This window comes from Methylomarinum vadi (assembly GCF_000733935.1).
In the GTDB taxonomy this organism is placed as follows: domain Bacteria; phylum Pseudomonadota; class Gammaproteobacteria; order Methylococcales; family Methylomonadaceae; genus Methylomarinum; species Methylomarinum vadi.
In genome coordinates this window covers 3,265,754-3,285,492 of sequence record NZ_JPON01000001.1, presented here as the reverse complement: position 1 = coordinate 3,285,492, position 19,739 = coordinate 3,265,754, and the positions used below count along the sequence as shown (strand labels likewise).

At 54.9% G+C, this 19,739-nt stretch carries 11 protein-coding genes; 6 read left to right on the top strand and 5 right to left on the bottom strand.

Annotated features, from left to right (window positions below):
- Positions 1 to 53: 53 nt before the first annotated feature.
- On the bottom strand, positions 54 to 827 hold the full coding sequence (locus tag EP25_RS0116385) for a ParA family protein (RefSeq protein ID WP_031434895.1): 774 nt from the start codon (positions 825 to 827) through the stop codon (positions 54 to 56).
- A gap of 61 nt (positions 828 to 888) precedes the next feature.
- Positions 889 to 1,392, bottom strand: coding sequence for a zinc ribbon-containing protein (locus tag EP25_RS0116380; RefSeq protein WP_031434894.1), 504 nt, complete (start codon positions 1,390 to 1,392; stop codon positions 889 to 891).
- A gap of 81 nt (positions 1,393 to 1,473) precedes the next feature.
- Between EP25_RS0116380 and leuS the strand changes: the two genes are divergently transcribed.
- The 3 genes from leuS to holA are packed head-to-tail and all read left to right on the top strand — an operon-like array spanning position 1,474 to position 5,608.
- On the top strand, positions 1,474 to 4,059 hold the full coding sequence (leuS, locus tag EP25_RS0116375) for a leucine--tRNA ligase (protein WP_031434893.1): 2,586 nt from the start codon (positions 1,474 to 1,476) through the stop codon (positions 4,057 to 4,059).
- Between the two features lie 19 nt (positions 4,060 to 4,078).
- The gene (locus EP25_RS0116370) at positions 4,079 to 4,576 is read left to right on the top strand and encodes an LPS-assembly lipoprotein LptE (RefSeq protein WP_031434892.1); all 498 of its coding nucleotides are present in this window, start codon (positions 4,079 to 4,081) and stop codon (positions 4,574 to 4,576) included.
- 6 nt (positions 4,577 to 4,582) lie between these two features.
- Positions 4,583 to 5,608, top strand: coding sequence for a DNA polymerase III subunit delta (gene holA / locus EP25_RS0116365; protein ID WP_031434891.1), 1,026 nt, complete (start codon positions 4,583 to 4,585; stop codon positions 5,606 to 5,608).
- Here holA and EP25_RS0116360 read toward each other — a convergent pair.
- Together EP25_RS0116360 and EP25_RS0116355 are read right to left on the bottom strand one after the other, a co-directional pair.
- The gene (locus EP25_RS0116360; protein WP_031434890.1) at positions 5,589 to 6,266 is read right to left on the bottom strand and encodes a sensor histidine kinase; all 678 of its coding nucleotides are present in this window, start codon (positions 6,264 to 6,266) and stop codon (positions 5,589 to 5,591) included. The two genes, holA and EP25_RS0116360, sit on opposite strands and share 20 nt — an antisense overlap.
- Entirely contained in the window at positions 6,256 to 7,896 is a 1,641-nt protein-coding gene (locus EP25_RS0116355) for a response regulator (protein ID WP_031434889.1), read from the bottom strand. Before EP25_RS0116355 ends, EP25_RS0116360 begins: the two co-directional genes overlap by 11 nt.
- A gap of 166 nt (positions 7,897 to 8,062) precedes the next feature.
- Between EP25_RS0116355 and htpG the strand changes: the two genes are divergently transcribed.
- Entirely contained in the window at positions 8,063 to 9,991 is a 1,929-nt protein-coding gene (gene htpG / locus EP25_RS0116350) for a molecular chaperone HtpG (protein ID WP_031434888.1), read from the top strand.
- 355 nt (positions 9,992 to 10,346) lie between these two features.
- Here htpG and EP25_RS0116345 read toward each other — a convergent pair whose 3' ends face one another.
- Positions 10,347 to 15,497 carry a RecQ family ATP-dependent DNA helicase gene (locus tag EP25_RS0116345; RefSeq protein WP_031434887.1) on the bottom strand — a complete coding sequence of 1,717 codons (5,151 nt, stop codon included), beginning with the start codon at positions 15,495 to 15,497 and terminating at the stop codon, positions 10,347 to 10,349.
- Between the two features lie 381 nt (positions 15,498 to 15,878).
- Between EP25_RS0116345 and EP25_RS0116340 the strand changes: the two genes are divergently transcribed.
- Both EP25_RS0116340 and EP25_RS0116335 read left to right on the top strand, forming a co-directional pair.
- Positions 15,879 to 16,856, top strand: coding sequence for an ABC transporter ATP-binding protein (locus tag EP25_RS0116340; protein WP_031434886.1), 978 nt, complete (start codon positions 15,879 to 15,881; stop codon positions 16,854 to 16,856).
- On the top strand, positions 16,846 to 19,734 hold the full coding sequence (locus EP25_RS0116335; RefSeq protein ID WP_031434885.1) for a Gldg family protein: 2,889 nt from the start codon (positions 16,846 to 16,848) through the stop codon (positions 19,732 to 19,734). Before EP25_RS0116340 ends, EP25_RS0116335 begins: the two co-directional genes overlap by 11 nt.
- Positions 19,735 to 19,739 lie beyond the last annotated feature (5 nt).

Here is a 19,739-nt window from a genome sequence, read left to right as displayed (position 1 = left end):
CGCTGCCTTTTTTGTCCGGCCAATTGCGGACGGTTTGTTTTAAACAATACCGACTATGGATTGATTTCCAGATACAAGGCTCGAAACTCCTCGGTCAGTTTATGATTCGGCGCGAAATGAACCAGCGGCTTGGACAAGCTGTGGGACTCGCGGATCTTGACCGATGGCGATATTTTCGGCTCGAGCACGGCATGCCCTTCCTGGATCAATTCCTCGACCAATTGCCGCGGCAGATTGGCCTGTTTTTGATACTGGTTAACGACGATGCCTTCGACTTCCAAGTCCTGATTATGGTCGGCCTTGACTTCGGAAACGGCGTTCAGCAACGTGTATAGCGCTTCCCGAGCGAAGGTATCGCAGTCGAACGGAATCAGGCATTTTTGCGCGGCGATCAGCGCCGATTGACTATAGAAGTTCAGCGTCGGCGGCGTATCCATGTAGATATGGTCGAACCCTTCCAACTTTTCCAACGCTTCCTTCAATTTGAAAATCTTATAGCGGGCATCCAATCGGCTTTGCAAGGCTTCCAAATCGGGGTGCGCAGGGATGATATAAAGATTAGGAAAAGGCGTTTCGTGGATTACCGCGCTCAAATCCTCCTTGCTGCCGCCAAACAATGCCACACCCAAGCAATCCTTGAAAAAGTGAGCGATGGTCCTATCCGCGTCCTCAACTTTTTCGCCAAGCAAATATTGGGTCGAGTTGCACTGAATATCGAGATCGATCACCAGCGTTTTTTTGCCTTCAACCGCACTGATGGCAGCCAGATTACAGGTAATTGTCGATTTGCCTACCCCACCTTTTTGATTGAAGATGACCCTGCGCATGTTTTTCCTCATTAAAGCTAATGGATTGAAGTCTGCATTATCAGACTTTTAACCTTTGATATCAACAGCGTGTAAAGTTTTCCCCGCCGCAGGCCGGACACTTGGGAATGACGCCAGGTGATTTGAAGGCAATCTGTTTACCGCACGAGTCGCAAACCAGCGTGCCGGGGCCGGCGATTTCGCCGCTTTTATAAGGATGATACTGTTTGGCCTGGTTTTCCAGCCTGGCCAATTCGATCCGGGTTTTATCGGCCACATCCATAAACGCATCGAGGGCGAAATTTTCGATCAAATCGATGTCGAATTTCAGCCATTCCGCCAACGAATCATCTTCCTTCTTGATCGGGGTCGGGTTGGCCGCCGCGTGTTCGATATCGCGCATCACATAATGAGCAAGCCGGTCGAGTTCCTCCTGGGTGAATTCCTGGGCATGGCCGCCGATTTCGCTGATTTTCTCCTTGGCGATTTCCATCGCCTCGGCAGCGGTATGCAAGGTGTCATCCATCGCTTCGTACAGATGTTCCATTAATTTGTTATAGGCATCGATAAATTTATTTTCGCTCATGTCTTGCTCCATTAAATGACACTTTAGATTTGTGCGTCTGTAAGGTATTCTAACGCTTTTGACCGGTAAAAGACGAGCAGGATGGAAGAAAATTACAAACCGTTAGCCATAGAGCAAAAAGTTCAGGAACAATGGGAGCAATCGGGAGTGTTCAATGCTTCCGAGGACACGGGCAAAGAGAAATATTACTGTCTGTCGATGTTTCCATATCCCAGCGGCAAATTGCATATGGGGCATGTTAGAAATTACACCATCGGAGACGTCATCAGCCGCTTTCAACGCATGCAGGGGAAAAACGTCATGCAACCGATGGGCTGGGACGCCTTCGGCCTGCCGGCGGAAAACGCCGCCATGCAGAACAAGGTACATCCTGCCGATTGGACCTACGAGAACATCGCCTACATGCGTGATCAATTGAAACGTCTCGGCTTCGGTTACGATTGGAACCGCGAACTGGCGACCTGCGACCCGGACTATTACCGCTGGGAGCAATGGTTTTTCATCAAGCTATTGGAAAAAGACCTGGTTTATAAAAAAGTATCTCCGGTCAACTGGTGCCCGAACGACATGACCGTACTGGCAAACGAACAAGTCATCGACGGTTGCTGCTGGCGCTGCGACACCAAGGTCGAGAAAAAGGAAATCTCGCAATGGTTTCTGAAAATCACCGCTTACGCCGACGAACTGTTACAGGACCTGGAAAAACTGGAAGGCTGGCCGGAACAGGTCAGAACGATGCAGGCCAACTGGATCGGCCGTTCCGAAGGTGTGGAAATGGATTTCGTCGTGCCCGGGCAAGAACAGCCGATCCGCATTTACACGACCCGACCCGATACCTTGATGGGCGTCACCTATGTCGCCGTGGCCGCGGAGCATCCGGTAGCTCTAACCGCAGCCGAACACAACCCAGACATCGCCGCGTTCCTGGAAGAATGCAAGCTTATGGAGACTTCCGAGGCGGCCCTGGAAACGATGGAAAAACGCGGCATCGATTCCGGCGTCAAGGCCACCCACCCGATCACCGGCGAGGAAGTCCCGGTATGGATCGCCAATTTCGTGCTGATGAGCTACGGCACGGGCGCGGTGATGTCGGTACCGGGGCACGACCAACGCGATTACGAATTCGCCAAGAAATACGGAATTCCGATCAAACAAGTCATTTTCGCCGCCGACGGCGCCGATGACAGCATTGCCGAACAGGCCTTTACGGACAAAGGCGTGTTGAAGCATTCCGCCCAGTTCGACGGTCTGACCTCGGCCGAAGCCTTCGAGGCCATCGCCAAGCATTTGGAAAAGGCCGGCAAGGGCGAGCGCCGGACCAATTTCCGCCTGCGCGACTGGGGCGTCTCCAGACAGCGCTATTGGGGCGCGCCGGTGCCGGTCATTTACTGCGACGATTGCGGCATGGTGCCCGTGCCCGAGCAGGATTTGCCGGTGACGCTGCCGCGCGATGTTGTGTTGGACGGCTCGCAGTCGCCCCTGGCCGCGCACCCGACTTTCCCGCATGCCGCTTGCCCACAGTGCGGTCAGGCCGCGAAACGGGATACCGATACCTTCGACACCTTCATGGAATCGTCCTGGTATTTCGCCCGCTATGCCGGCGCCAGCGACAAATCCATGTTGGCCGAATCGGTCGATTACTGGCTGCCGGTCGACCATTATATCGGCGGCATCGAACACGCCATTCTGCATTTGCTTTATGCCCGCTTCTACACCAAGTTGCTGCGCGACGAAGGCCTGGTCAAGGTCGACGAACCGTTCAAGAACCTCTTGACCCAAGGCATGGTGGTCGCCGAGACGTTTTATCAAACGGACGAGCACGGGCACAAACGCTATTTCAACATGACCCAAGTCGATGTCGAGCGCGATGACAAAGGACGCATCGTCGGCGCCAAACTGCGGGAAGACGGTTCGCCGGTTACGGTCGGCCCGATCGAAAAAATGTCCAAATCCAAAAATAACGGCGTCGACCCGCAAATGCTGATCGATCAATACGGCGCCGATACCGTTCGCTTGTACACCATGTTCACGTCGCCGCCCGATCAATCCCTGGAGTGGTCCGACAGCGGCGTGGAAGGGGCTTTCCGTTTCCTGAGGAGACTATGGCGCCAGGTCTATCTGCATGCCGAAAGCGGACAACCCGGCCCGGCATTGGCCAAAAACGCACTGAACGAAGCGCAAAAGGCCCTCCGCCGGCAATTGCACCAGACCTTAAGCAAGGTGACGGACGACCTGAGCCGCCGCCATACCTTCAACACCGCCATTGCCGCCAACATGGAGTTGATCAACGCCCTATCCAAATTCGAAGACGATTCAGACAACGGCAGAGCGGTCAAACAGGAGGCTTTGGAAGCGGTCGTGCTGATGCTGGCGCCGATCATCCCGCACATCTGCCAGCAACTCTGGCAGGAACTGGGCCATGACGGCGATATCGCCACGGAAAGCTGGCCCACGATCGACCAGTCGGCCATGCAACAAGACAGCCTGCAAATGGTCATACAGGTGAACGGCAAACTGCGCAGCAGACTGGAAGTCGCCCTGACGGCCAGCAAGGAAGAAATCGAAGCGCAGGCATTGGGCGATGAAAACGTCAAACGCTATGTCGAAGACAAGCCGATCAAAAAAGTCATCGTGGTGCCGAAAAAACTGGTCAATATTGTTGTTTAACGCGAAAAGAAAGATAGTCATGGGAACCAAGTCATTTATTAGTGCCGCGCTTGTGGCGTCGATGCTGTCGCTGACGGCCTGCGGCTATCATCTGCGCGGCGCCGTCGATATTCCCGAGGAAATGAAAAGCGTCTATGTCGAAGGCGCAGGCTCGCAATTGCAGCGTGAAATGAAACAATCGTTGCGCTATTCCGACGGCCGACTGGTCAGTTCTCCCTCCCAGGCCGGAATGGTCATCAAGGTCCTCAAAGACGATATGAGAAGGCGTGTACTGGCTCTGGATTCTCAAGGCAAGGCGATTGAGTTCGAATTGACCTACACGGTCAATTACTCGCTACTCGACCCTCAAGGCAAAGTGCTGCTCAAGCAACAAGACCTGGAAATCGATCGCGAATACTTCAATAGTCAGCAAGACATCCTGGCCAAGAACAATGAAGAAGCCGTGATTCGCGATGAAATGTACCGACAAGCGGTGCGTTCGATTATTTCACGGGCACGCGCCATACTGAAAAACTAGAACGGCATGCGTTTACGTCTCGAGCAATTGCCCACCGACCTGCAAAAAAAATTACATCCGGTCTATTTGCTGTGTGGCGATGAGCCGCTGCAACTCGGCGAGGCAGCGGATGAAATCCGTGCATACGCCAAACAGGCCGGATACACGGTAAGGGAGGTATTGAACGCCGAAGGCAATTTCGACTGGCAACGGTTATCGGTGGAAGCCGATTCCCTATCCATTTTCGCCGAAAAAAAAATCATCGACCTGCGTATTCCGTCCGGCAAACCGGGTAACGAAGGCGCCAAGGCATTGCTGGAATATTGCAGCCGTCTACCGCCCGAAACGCTGTTATTGATTACGTGCGGAAAATTATCCCCGCAGGCGCAAAAATCACGTTGGTTCCAGGCACTGGACAAAGCCGGCGCGGTGCTACAGGTTTGGCCATTGCAGGGAGCCGCGCTGGTACAATGTTTACAGCGACGGAGCCAAAAAAAAGGCATGCACATCGATCCGGACGGATTGAAAGCGCTTGCCTCGCGGATCGAGGGAAACCTGCTGGCCGCCGCCCAGGAAATTGAAAAGCTTTATATCCTGCACGGCGACAACGCCGTTTCCGCGCAAGATGTTGAACAGTTGGTCGCCGACAACGCCCGTTACGACGTCTTCAAACTGATGGACAGCTTGTTACCGGGACGCATTAACCGGGCCGCCAAAATTCTACAAGGATTGAAGGCCGAAGGAATCGCCGAGCCGGTACTGCTGTGGGCCTTAAGCCGCGAAGCCAGGAATCTGTTCAACATCAAGACGGACCTGGCGCAAGGCGGCCGCAAAGACAGCGTTTTCGCCAAACACCAGGTCTGGGACAAAAGAAAACAACTGGTTGGGGCAGCCTTGAAACGGTTGTCGCTGACGCAACTAGAAGATATTTTATTATTGTGCGCCAGCGCCGACAGGCAGATAAAGGGGCAAAGTCCGGGCGATAGCTGGGAGACTTTGTTCAACATTTGCCAACGCTTTTGTGGCGCACCGCTCATGGCAGAAACAGCCTGAAACGCGCGCCGCCGAGGCGACTGTCGTTATCGATTCGGATATGGCCCCGTTTATCGCCATTGCTATGTAATGACGCAATCGTGGCAACAAAATAAAGTCCCAAGCCCGTGCTGCCGCTAATCCAGTCCATTCGCCCCTGGTCGGCCGGATCGATCGCCAGCAATTCTTCCGAATACCCCTCGCCATCGTCCTCGATGACAAAACAGACATAATCCCGCTGTTGACTGGCGGACAACTCGATCTTACGGCGGCTATAACGGCGTGCATTGTTTAGCACCGTGCCAAGCGCATTGCAGACCTGGGTGAAATCGCAGAAACACATCAATTCGTCCGGGCATGCCACGGTCAATGCGATATCGTCCAAGCGCAACAAGGGCGCCTGTTCGGCACGCACTTCATCGAAAATTTCCTGTACCGCATATTCGTCGATCTCGAGATTAAATTTATTGTTATCGATTTTATACAGGGCCAGCAATTGCATCATGCTGTGATTCATGCGATTGGCCTCGAACTCCAACTGAAGCAGATCGGGGTCGTCATGGCCGCGACTGGCGGAAATTCGCCGAATACGATCATGCAAAACCGTCAGCGAGTTTTTAATGTCATGAACCGTCGAGGCGAGAATGGTGGCAAAATGCTGGGATTGATTAAGCTGCATTATTGCTATTAGCCGACCGAGCATGAGTCAGTTTGGCGAATTCCATTTGCAGGTTACCCAGTTTATCTTCCGCGACCCCTACTTGTTTGGCTCTATTTAGGAGGGCATGGGCACGCAAGATGCGTTCTTCGTTGGGACCGGACGATTTCAACTCGTGCATCGCGATGCGGGTCATATTGAGCACGATAGTCTTGTTAGCCGGCATTTTAGCGGAGGCCTTCTCAAACAAACTCATCGCTTCGTTAGGCTTGCCCTGTTTAAACAAGGAAACGCCCTGGTTGTTAATTTCGATCAATTGCTGCCGAGTTTTTTGCATCAGGGTTTCGGAATAGTTATCGCGCCCGACACTGCTCTGCATCTGGCGAATATCATCCATGAAGGCGTCATCGTCGATATGGTTGATTATCAACGACTCGAGCACCTTATCGGCAGTTTCATGGTCGTCATTCAGAAAACAGGCCTTGGCCAGATCCAATTGCAGGTCTTTGGGCATGCTCTTGCCCATCGACTCACTCAAGTCACGCACCTTGGAAAAGGCCTCTTTCGCCAGCTTTTCATCGCCCAATTGCTGGTATAATTCCGTTTCCAGCGTGGCGGCGCGCAATTCCGCTTCCGGATTTTTGATAAATTCCTGACGCATATCATCGAGCGTTTTCAGCGCCTGCTTGGCATCGTTGGTCCGGGAGTACAACCGGGCCAATTTGGAAAAATCGCTGCTGGATTTATGGACTGAATGCTTACCCAACTTGACGACCGCCTTGTAGGCCTGTTCGGCCACGTCCAGGCTATTGTTTTTATCGGCCGTTTCCGCCAGCTTTTTTTGCCGCAAAATCGCCGTGGGCGAAAGTTCGACCGCCTGATTCAAGATATCCTGGGCCTGAATCGGTTGGTCGTCGGCCTGATAAGCCTGGCTTAACCAGTCATAGCTATCCATGTACAAAGGATTGCTGGCGATCAGTCGTTCAAAAATAGCGATCGCACTAGAAAAATTATTCTCCTTGAAGGCGATAATCCCCAACCCCAACCGGGCCCAGGGTAATTCTCGTTGCGCCAATACTTCCTGATAAATCTCTCCCGCCTTGACCAAGTCACCGACTTTCAACGCCAGATCGGCGCGGATTTTCAGCAGCAACGTACGCATTTTCTTGTCGTTTTCCTGCAGCAATTTATCGCATTGGTGAATGGCTAACGCCAGGTTCCCGCGGTCGAGCTCCCTTTCCACCGGGTACAAATAGGCTTTACGTTTGAAATTTTTTTCCAGGCGGGTACGCAATTGCAATGCATTAAAGGGCTTGGTCAAGTATTCGTCCGGCTTGTTTTCCATCGCTCCCAGCACCATGCCTGGGGCCTGTTCTCCGCTGATAATGATGAATACGGCGCTAAATGGCAGCAATTTTCGCTGCCGCGCTTCTTCCAGTACCTGCTGTCCGTTTTTCCCCTTGCCCAGATTGTAATCGCACAAGACGATATCGAATTTTTCCCTGGCCATTTCCTTGAGCGCATTCAAACCATTGTCGCTTTCCACGACATAATGTGCGTCCAGCGTGCCGAGCATGTCCTTAATGGCTTTACGCATTGTCGGAAAATCCTCGACCAAGAGTATTTTTTTATTCGATAATTTCAGCGTCATCACATGGCAAATCCGGTTAGCAAGGCTTGGTTGACGATAAAAAGCACGTGCGGAAAGGTATATAACCAATTTTAACTGCAGATTCCCAACTGTCCATACTTGAAAAATAAAAATACCATCCCCACTTTACATGCCATCTGATTCGAAAACTACCAGAGAGTAAACAATGACTGTTGAGGCAAAAAAAGAAACCTTAGGCTTTCAAACCGAAGTTAAACATTTATTGCACCTGATGATCCACTCCTTGTACAGCAATAAGGAGATTTTTCTACGTGAATTGATTTCCAACGGTTCCGATGCCGCCGACAAATTGCGTTTCCAAGCGCTATCCAACGACAGCCTGTACGAAGGCGACAGCGAACTGAAAATCCGCCTGGAAATCGACAAAGATGCCAAAACCATTAGTGTCATCGATAACGGCATCGGCATGAGCCGCGAGGAAGTTCAGGAACATATCGGCACCATCGCCAAATCTGGCACCAAACAGTTTTTCGAAAAATTGACCGGCGACCAAGCCAAAGACAGTGAGCTCATCGGCCAGTTCGGCGTCGGTTTCTACTCCGCCTTCATCGTCGCGGACAAAGTCACTTTGACTACCCGCAAAGCAGGGGAAAAAGAAGGCGTGCGCTGGGAATCCACCGGCGAAGGCGAATATACGCTGGAAACGGTGGAAAAAGCCAAACGCGGCACCGAGATCGTCCTGCACCTGAAAGAGGGTGAAGAGGAATTTCTGGAAGACTACCGCCTGCGCTCCATCGTCAAAAAATATTCCGACCATATTTCGATTCCGGTGGTCATGGATCGTGAAATTCCTGCCGAAAAAGATGACGAAGGCAACGAAACGGCTCCAGCACGCGTCGAGGAGGAAACCGTCAACGAAGCATCGGCATTGTGGAAAATGTCCCGGGACGAGATCACCGAGGAACAATACAACGAATTCTATAAACACGTCGGCCACGACTTCCAGGACCCTTTGGCCTATCTCCATAGCAAGGTCGAAGGCACCAACGAATACACGATGCTTTTGTACGTACCGTCCCGCGCACCGTTCGACCTGTGGGACCGAGACGCCAAGCACGGCGTCAAATTGTATATCCGCAAAGTCTTCATCACCGACGACGCCGAACAGCTGATGCCACGCTACCTGCGTTTCATCCGCGGCGTCATCGACGCCGATTCGCTGCCGCTGAACGTCTCCCGCGAAATGTTGCAGCAAAGCAAGCAAATCGCCAGCATCAAGGCCGGCGCCGTGAAAAAAGTATTGGGCCTGCTGGAAAGCGTCGCCAATGACGACGCCGAGAAATACGGCAACCTATGGGAACAATTCGGTAATGTGCTGAAAGAAGGCCCGATCGAAGACCACAAAAACAAGGACCGCATCGCCAAGTTGCTGCGTTTTTCCACCACCCATACCGACAGCGTAAAACAAGACGTGTCGTTAACCGATTACGTCAGCCGCATGAAAGAAGGCCAGGATAAAATTTACTATGTCACGGCCGACAGCTTCTCGGCGGCGAAAAACAGCCCGCATCTGGAAATCTTCCGTAAGAAAGGCATCGAAGTGCTGCTGTTGTCCGACCGTGTCGACGAATGGCTGGTATCCAACCTGACCGAATTCGACGGCAAGCACCTGCAATCTGTCGCCAAGGGCGATCTTGATCTGGACAAACTGGACAGCGAAGAAGAGAAAAAAGAACAGGAAGAAATCAACAAGGATTTCGAATCGGTCGTTAACCAAATCAAGGAAGTCTTGAGCGACAAGGTTGAAGACGTCAAGATCAGCCACCGCCTGACCGACTCGCCGGCTTGCCTGGTCACCGGCGCTTACGACATGAGCCTGAATATGCAACGCATCATGAAGGAAGCCGGACAATCGATGAATATGATGGGCATGGGCGGCAGCAAACCGACCCTGGAAATCAACCCTTCCCACGGCTTAGTCAATGCTTTGAAAGACGAACAAGACGATGCCCGCTTCGCCGACATCGCCAACATTCTGTTCGACCAGGCCATCCTCAGCGAGGGCGGTCAGCTGGACGATCCAGCGGCGTTCGTGCATAAGCTGAATGGACTATTGCAGGGACTGTTGAAGTAAGAAATATCATCAAAAAAAGGCCGGTTTTCAATCGGCCTTTTTTATTGCCGCCTACAACGCGATGCTATCCCAAGAAACATCAGGAAACGCGGCGCTTACATCCCCGCTTCACGTTTTATCAGGGTGAACGCCCGTTAAAAGCTCCGCTGCTTGCCGGACATTCGTCATGACGCTGCAAAACGCTGAGTGGAAAATGGATTACATGGAAAATGAATAAGTATCAGCAAAATTGTTTTAAGCATTTTTATCACCGCATTAATCAACCCTGAAAAGAGGTTACAACGGTTTGAAAAAATCTCAAGTTTATAGAAGATAAACCAAAAGTAGACCCAAGCCGATTGCCGCAAGCAACGTTCTAACCTAAAACCACCTCCAATATCGGCACCTCCCATTGCTCAACTTTACAACGTGATTGATAAGCTTCTTCGCTGTCGCTTCGGTAACGGGTAATCATGGCGATCACGCCCGCGGAGCGAATGTTGTCGACTCGCGGCGACCATCGTTGACAGGCTTTTTTCGACAGCGCCGCGACGATTACTTCCCCGTTTAACATTAAGATCTTGTCGCCTCGGCGGCAAATGTCCACCGCCGAACCGACCTCGAGTTCGGCCAAAGCCTGGTGTATCGGATGCTTGGCATCGAAACTGCCGGCATAACTGAGATCGAAGTCCTGCAACCCTAGAAATTCATAGGAATTGTCCGCCTGCTCCGGAAATTCCTCGTCCAGAAATTCAGCGCTGCGCGGCAAGAGGAAGTCGCCCTGCAGCGCCGGCAAGTAAGGATTGCGCCAATCCCCTCTTTGCATCAGACTGAGGGTTTCCCTGGCCCGCGTCATCGCCACGTACAGCAAGCGGCGCTGCTCCTCGCTAGCGACAGAAGCCCAGCCGCCGTCCAGGATGAAAACGTGGTTGAACTCCATGCCCTTGACCGAATGGATCGTGCTGAGAAAAATACCCTGCCCCAGCCGGCAGTCGCGGCGCTGTTCCGCCAGCGATTCATACAAGTATTCCAGCAATGCTTGCTTGCCGGTTTCGGCATCGCCGGTTTCATCGCGCCAGCTAAGCAGCAGTTTCTGCAACTGACGACGCCAAAGATTGTCCGGCTTGTTCGCCAAATATTCCAGCCACTCGCTCGCCGCGCACAAGCGGTCCGGGCTTTGCTTGATCGCATTGAGCAAGTCCAGGTTTTCGCGAATGCGGAACGGCGGCGGCAATGCCTGTTTGGGTAAGGCCAGGCTGAGCGGAATGTCTTGCGCTTCCAGACAGGCCCTGACCGGATTCAACAGGCGCCATTCGGTCGTCAAGATGGCGCATTGCGACCAATCCAGGCTGGGGTCCAACTGGCGCAAGCGCCGCAATTCCCCCACCAACGCCTTGGCCTGTCGATTGGCGTCGGGACAATGCAACACCTGTACCCGCCCCTTGGCCAGCGGGTCCAGTTTTTCCCAGCGGCCGCCCGCCGGCAGCGTTGCCCGGCCTCGGTTGATGCGGATCGGATGCTGCCGTTTCATCCGGTCCCGGTTAGCCTCGATCAATTGATTGGCGGCGGCAATGATATGGGCGCTGGAGCGGTAATTCTCGACCAGATAATGTTTAGTGGCCCGATAGTCCTCCTCGAACCGGCGGATAAAGACGATATTGGCGCCGCGGAACTGGTATATGTTCTGGTCGTCGTCGCCGACCGCCAGTATCGTCAACTTGCTGTCTTCGTCCCGGTTACGTCCGGCCAGCGCCGAAATCAACTGGTACTGCAAATCGTCGATGTCCTGATATTCGTCCACCAGGATGAAACGGTAGCCCGCCAGCAAGCGGTCGCGCATCTCGTCGCGATCGACATTCAAACAAGGCTTGTCGCCGTTCAATAAGTCGATTGCGTCCCTGATCATCGTCTGAAACTGTTGCTCGCTTTGCTCGGGGTCGCCGCCGTCGATGCCGGCCAAGGCGTGGCCGGTCAGGCGCAGGCTGAGGCCGTGATAGGTTTGTATCGTCACCGCCTTGGCCTCGGCGCCGACCAGTTCGAACAGGCGTTGCCGCACTTCGGCGGCGGCATTGCGGTTGAAGCACAGCACCAGGATGCTGCCGGCCTGAACCTGCTTGACCCGCAGCAAATAGGCGCAGCGGTGAACGACGACCCGCGTCTTGCCGGAACCGGGGCCGGCCAGAATCAGCTGGTTGTCGTCTTCGTGAGCGGCCACCAACGCCTGTTGCTGCGGGTTCTGCAGGTCGCTGACGATGCGTTGGAAAGACTGCTGGCTGGTGGCGCGCTGCAAAATCTCGGCGCGTCCCTTGAAATAGCGTTTGACGAACTCGGTCTTGTCCTGGGAAAAATAGGCGACGACGAAAGCCAGAGCCTGACCGATTTTCTCCAGGCCTTTGCGGGCGTATTCGTTCATGACATGGACCTGAAATATCCGCTCGCCGTAATGCTGGGACAAGGGTTCGTAATCGCCTTTGTTGTAGCGCCGTCCCTTGGCTTCCGGCAACACCTTGATCGTCATCGCCTGGCGAAACACCGCCAACCCCTTTTGCAACGTGATGATCTTTTGTTCGTGGAGAAAGTTCAGTCCTCGCTCCACCGCCGCCAAAGGGTCCTTCAAGGCCGAGCGCATGTCGATATCCTGATTCAACGCCGCCAGCAGTTCCTCGACCGCAAACTCGACCAGCACATCGGCGCTCGGCTTGGTTTCCGGCGGAATTTTGTCTATTATCGCCCGCAACGCGATTTGGGCGACGCTTTGCCGGCGCTGTACCGTTTCCAACAACGCTTGCCAGCCACGGTTCAACTTGACCCGATATTGGTCCTGCGAGTAATGACGCAGATGCAAGCTGCCTTTATTGCCGGCCATCCCCTGACCGTCCCGGCTCATCGACACCAACAACAGCCGCAGCACTTCCGGATTGCATTCGCTAAACCCCAAATCCAACAGATGTTGATTGACATGCCGCAGCGACAATACTTGCCAATCACCTTCCTCCGCATCCGGCGCCTGCTCCTGCAACACCTCGATTAGCGCCTTTTCCAAACGACAAATTTGCGGCAACAATCCGAGCGAAGTATTGGCGACCTTGTAGCGAACGAACGCGGTCAATAGCAGGTTTTTCTGGATCAATCCCTGCTCGGACATCTGGTATAAGGTGCGGATCACGCGCTGACTGGCGCTGATCCGCTGTTCCTCGTCGTCGGCCGGCGCAAACTCGCCCGATAAAGCCAATTCGTCGGCACTGAAACCCTCGTCGCTGTCGGCGTTGAACAAGGCATCCAGTATCGACAGCCAGCGTTTTTGTTGCCGTTCGGACAATCCCAGCCGGGCGATTTTTTGCTCGGCTTTCTCGCGGTTCTTCACCAGCGGTCTGCCCTGAAACACCTGGGTCTTGTTCTCGTTGCGCTCGATGAAGCCAGCCCGCTCCAACCACGACACGGCGGTGATGACCTTGGTTGCGGCATTATGGTCCTCGGCGTCGAACGAGGTCTCCACGTCGTCGTGCTGCAGCAATTCGCCGGTGGTGATGACGACATTGCCGTTGCGGTCCTTGCGCACGCGCCTGAGGCCCTTCAGAATCTGGGCGATATCGCGCTGATCCAGCTGCGAAGTGGCCGACAGCTTGAATTGGGTGTCGATGTCGTTTTCATCGAACAACAAGATGCATTCGGCGTCCTGTTGGTCGCGTCCGGCGCGTCCGGCCTCCTGCAGATAATTTTCCAGCGACCCCGGTATGTCGGCGTGAATCACCAACCTGACATCCTCTTTGTCGATGCCCATGCCGAAGGCGTTGGTCGCGGTGATGATCCGGGTCGAACCGGTGATGAAGTTATCCTGGATATGTTTTTTTTCGGCCGCGTTCTTTCCGGCATGAAAGGCCTCGACCCGCCAGTCTTGTTGCTGCAGAAACTCGGCGATTTCCTCGGTTTTCGTGCGCGTGGCGCAATAAATAATCGCGCTGCCGCTTTCCAGCCCGTCGAGACGTTCATGCAACAGCGTATTGATGCGCGGATATTTATCGACGGAATTGACCGTCTGCACCTCGAAATGCAGGTTGTTGCGTTCGACGCCGCCTTCGAATACCGTCAATTCCTGGCCCAAGTTGGCCCGGAAGTAATCGACGATCTCGTCCTTGACGTCCTGCTTGGCGGTCGCGGTAAAGCATTGCACCGGCGGCAACAGGGCTTGCTGTTTGTCGGCAAATTCCTTGATGAAGCGGGCGACATAGAGATAATCCGGCCTGAAATCGTGGCCCCATTTCGACAAGCAATGGGCCTCGTCGAACACCCAGCAACCGATTTCGCGCTGCTCGATCGCATGTTGAAATCCGACATTGCGCAACTGTTCCGGCGACACATAGAGCAAGGCGATGTCGCCCAGCTGTATCGCCTTCAGCACTTCGCCGCGTTCCGGCCCGGTCAATAGGCCGTACAAGGCCGCGACGCTGGGCGCGCCGGTCTTGTTGCGCAAGTTATCGACCTGGTCCTTCATCAAGGCCTGCAATGGCGATATGACGATGGTCAACACGCCGCGGCGCTGGTAACGCACCAGAGCCGGCAGTTGATAACACAGCGATTTGCCGCCGCCGGTCGGCAGCACCGCGAACATCGGCGTATCGGCCATGCCCGCCCTGACGATATCCTGCTGCAGGCTGCCTCCCTCGTCGTTTTCCGGTTGCGGGCGGAACGCGGAAAAACCGAAATAACGTTTTAATTGCGCGACCGGATCGTGGACTCCTCGGCAATAACCGCAATCCGGCGCCTGGCAGGGAATATCGCGTAACTGCCTCAGCGCCGGCGCGACATCGGGAAATTGCTGGCGCACCCAAGGCGGCAACACCGAGTTACCGCCGGCGACGCGCAGCCAGGCCAGACAATAGGCCAATGCCGGACGCAATTGTGGATTCGGTAAATAGGACAGAATCACCTTGTTGAAAGCGGTCTTGCATACTCTGTCCTGCGTCAGGGCTTTCAACAAATCGAATGCGGCCGAGGCCTTCATCTCCTCCGCACCCATCGCCGCCAACGCCCGTTGCAAACCGGAATAGACCGGGTTGTCGGCGAAAGCGTAATGATAAAAAGATAATACCGCCGTTTCGCTGTGCTGCTCCAGCAAGGCCTGAAACTGGTCCTGAAACAACGACAAGGCCAATTTGGCGTCGGCCAGGGGATCGTTCAGGCTGTCGCGCACCAGCTTGTAGTTTTTCACCAGGCGATGATAGGGATTTTCCGGAAAGGCCAGCGGCGACAAAAACAAGGTATCGATCACCGGCTTGGCGAACAATGCCAGTTGCGGATCGACCGCCCGGCACAACGGCAGATCGTGCCGCAGGATGTTGTGGCCGAGAATGAATTTGGCGTCGTTTGCGAAAGCGTCGAGCTCGCTCAGGGTCTTATTGCTATCGAACGGCGCCCGGCGCTGAAATTGACGCTGTTGGAAAACCGCGCCGAACGCAAAGATCTCCCCGTGTTCATCGGCCTCCAGATCCAAACTGCAGATGTTGTGTTGTAGTGTATCCCAATCCATTGTCTTGCTCGGCGAAACGTAATTCTTAACTAACAATCATAACTTACCAGCCGACCGCTGCCCATTTCCTTAAACCGTCTATAGCCATATCGGCAATATAATTGCTTGAAATCGGAAAATTCGCCCTTATCTTTCTGTCGAATCAATCGTTTGACACTTTGTTTTCAGGGAATCGCCCCTCGGACACAGGAAGATAAAACAATGTTTTTTACGACTGAAATGCCCCGCTCGGCGCGTCCTCCGCCCTGCTGTTGGCGAAAAAATAAGAATCCGCGAATGACTTGGCAACAAGTCTACATTTTTGAACGGGCTATTTGGGAAATTTATTACTCCGCAACCCGAACATTCTTAGAAAAATCCACATCCAATGAGGAGGACAACATGCTGCATGTCAGCGGTTTGACCCGTCTTTACGGCGACTTCGTGGCCGTCGACCAGGTCGGTTTCGATATCGGCAAGGGCGAAATCGTCGGCCTGCTCGGCCACAACGGCGCCGGCAAGACTACGATCATGAAGATGATCAGCGGCTATCTCGAACCCAATCAAGGTCGAATCGACATCGACGGCACCGATCTGGCCGACGATGCCAAGAAAGTACAACAAACTCTCGGCTACCTGCCGGAAAGCCTGCCGCTTTATCCGGAAATGAGCGTGGCAGATTATCTGGACTATGCCGCCGAACTGAAAGGCCTGCAAGGCGATAACAAATTTCAGGAAATCAAACGGGCAATCCGCGCCACGGCGATCGCCGATCGTCTGCTCTCGCCGATAGCGACGCTATCCAGAGGTTACAAGCAACGGGTCGGCGTCGCCCAGGCGATACTCGGCCGCCCCAAGCTGTTGATCCTCGACGAACCGACCAACGGTCTCGACCCCACCCAGACCGAACAGATGCGCCAGCTGATCCGCGATCTCGCCCAAGATGCGACGGTCATCCTTTCCACCCACATCATGCAGGAAGTCGACGCCCTGTGCGACCGGGTGCTGATCCTGCGCAGCGGCCGGCTGGTCGTGGACGCCAGACTCGACGAGTTGCGCCACAGCAATCATCTGCTGTTGGCGACGACACTGGCTCCAGACACCGCCGCCCGGCAATTACGCCCGCTGGACGGCATCGAAAACCTGGAAATCCTGAGCCATGTCGCCGAGTCGGACGACGCCTACCGCTACCGCCTGACCCTGTCCGACCTGAACGCCAGCAAAACCATCAGCGCGGCGCTGGCGAAAACCATCATCGAGAGCGGCGCCGAACTCTATCAACTGCAACCGGAACTGCGCGATCTGGAAACGCTGTTTCGGGAAGTCAACAACGCGCCGGTCGAGAAACCAGCAAAGGAGGAATTAAGCAATGCAGCCTGACAGCCCTGCCCTGCCGATGATTCGCCGGATCGCCGGCAAGGAAACCACCCTGTTTTTCGCCTCGCCGATCGCCTATTTGTTCCTGGCGAGCTTCGCGGCGATCACCTTGTTCATTTTTTTCTGGGGCGAGGCCTTTTTCGCCCGCAATATCGCCGACGTGCGGCCGTTGTTCGAATGGATGCCGGTGCTGCTGATTTTCCTCGCCAGCACGTTGACGATGCGTTTATGGAGCGAGGAAAGGCGCAGCGGCACATTGGAGCATGTGCTGACCCAGCCGGTGCCGCTATGGCATTTCGTGCTCGGCAAGTTCGCGGGCTGCCTGGCCTTGCTGGCCATCGCCCTGCTGATTACCTTGCCGCTACCGTTCACCGTATCGATGATCGGCGAATTGGATTGGGGCCCGGTTTGGGCCGGTTATCTGGCCACGCTGCTGTTGGGCGCGGCCTATCTGAGCATCGGCCTGTTCGTCTCGGCCCGCAGCGACAATCAGATCGTCAGTCTGATCAGTTCTACCGCGCTGTGCGGCGTGTTCTACCTGCTCGGCAACAGCGCCATCACCGATTTATTTGGCAATCAGGCCAGCGAATGGTTGCGCCTGCTCGGCTCCGGCTCGCGCTTCGATGCTATCACCCGCGGCGTCATCGACCTGCGCGACCTGTATTATTACCTCAGCATTATCGCCGTGTTCCTGACCTTGAACACCTACGTGTTGGAAAAAGAACGCTGGGCGACGACCGCCACGACGCCGCATCACAAGAACTGGCGCATCGCCACCACCTTGCTGCTGGCCAACGCGCTGGGCGCCAACCTTTGGCTGGGCCAGATCCACTCCTTGCGCGTCGATGTCACCGAAGGCGACCAATATTCGATCTCGCCCGCGACCGAAGGCTATCTTCGGCAACTGCGGGAACCGTTGCTGCTGCGCGGCTATTTCAGCAGCAAGACCCATCCGTTGCTAGCGCCGCTGGTGCCGCAATTGCAGGATCTGATGCGCGAATACGAAATCGCCGGCGACGGCAAGGTGCGGGTGGAATTCGTCGATCCGTTGAAGGAGCCGGAACTGGAACAGGAGGCCAATCAGAAATACGGCATCCAACCGGTGCCGTTCCAGGTCGCAGACCGTTATCAATCGGCCATCGTCAGTTCCTACTTCAACGTGCTGGTGCAATACGGCGACGAATATCAGATCCTCGGCTTCCGCGACCTGATCGAGATCCAGGCGCGCAGCGAGACCGACCTGGACGTGCAGTTGCGCAATCCGGAGCACGATTTGACTCGGGCGATCAAGAAGGTGCTCAACGCCTATCAATCCGGCGGCAATCTGTTCGATACCGTCAAGGGTAAACTGGTCTTCACCGCCTATGTTTCGGCCGACGATACGCTGCCCGAAACACTGGTGGCATTCCGCCAAACCGTACAAAAGGAACTCGAAGAGATGCGGAAGCAAGCCGGCGGTCGCCTCGAGGCGAACTTCATCGACCCGAACGCCGACGGCGGCAAGGTCGCCCGGCAGATAGGCGAGGATTACGGCTTTCAACCGATGGCCGCCAGCTTGTTCAGCGATCAAAGCTTTTACTTCTACCTGACCCTGGCCAATAACGATCAGATCGTGCAGATCCCGCTAGACGACATGAGCGAGGACAGCTTTAAACGCAACCTGGAGGCCGGCATCAAACGCTTCGCCAGCGGCTTCACCAAAACCGTGGCGCTGGTGACGCCGCCCTCCAATCCGGCGTATGCCCAATACGGCATGGGCGGACCGCAATACAGCGAGCTGGAAAACTTTCTCGGCGCCGAGCTGAACGTTCAGCCGGAAGACCTGAGCGACGGCTCCGTATCCGGTGATGCCGATATCCTGTTGCTGTTGTCGCCGAAGGACCTGGACGAGAAGCAAGTGTTCGCGGTCGATCAGTTCCTGATGCAGGGCGGCACGGTGGTCGCGGCCACTTCGCCGTTCAGCGCCACATTGACGCCGCGCAACATCAGCCTGGAAAAACAAGACAGCGGCCTGTCCGACTGGCTGGCCCATCACGGCCTGAGCATGACCGACAAGCTGGTCATGGACGCGCAGAATTCGGCCTTTCCGTTGCCGGTTACCCGCAATGTCGCGGGCTTCGTGTTGCAGGAATTGCGCATGCTCGATTACCCCTACTTCATCGACGTCCGCGGCGACGGCCTTAACCGGGACAACCCGATCACGGTGGACCTGCCGCAACTGACCCTGGCCTGGGCGTCGCCTATCGTGATTGATAAGGACAAGCAAGGGCAACGCACCATCACCGAGTTGCTGCACAGTTCCGAGCAATCCTGGCTGTCCGCTTCGACCGACGTGATGCCGCGCATCGACGCCAGCGGCCAAACCCACTATACGCCGGAAGGCGATACCGGTTCGCAACCGCTGGGCGTGATCAGCGCCGGCCGGTTCGATTCCTATTTCGCCGGCAAGCCATCGCCGTTGCTTCAACAGGAGAAATCGTCTGCAAACGAGGACAACGAACAAGCGGAGCAAGAACCGACCGTCTCCGGCGTGATCGAACATTCGCCGGAATCGGCGCGCATCATTCTTTTCTCGTCCAACGATTTCCTCAGCGATCAGGTGATTCGCGTCGCCGGCTCCACCAGCCGCAGCGAATATCTGAATACGCTGCAACTGGTCGCCAATACCATCGATTGGTCGTTGGAGGACGCCGGCTTGCTGAGCATCCGCGCCCGCGGCCACTTTAACCGCACCCTGCCGCCAATGGAGCACGGCGCGCAATTGTTCTGGGAATATCTGAACTATGCGCTGGCGGCCCTGGCACTGGGCCTGGTTGCCTTGCTGCAACGCCAGCGGCACAAGATGCGGCAACGTGACTATTTACGCTTATTGGCAGAATAACGGAG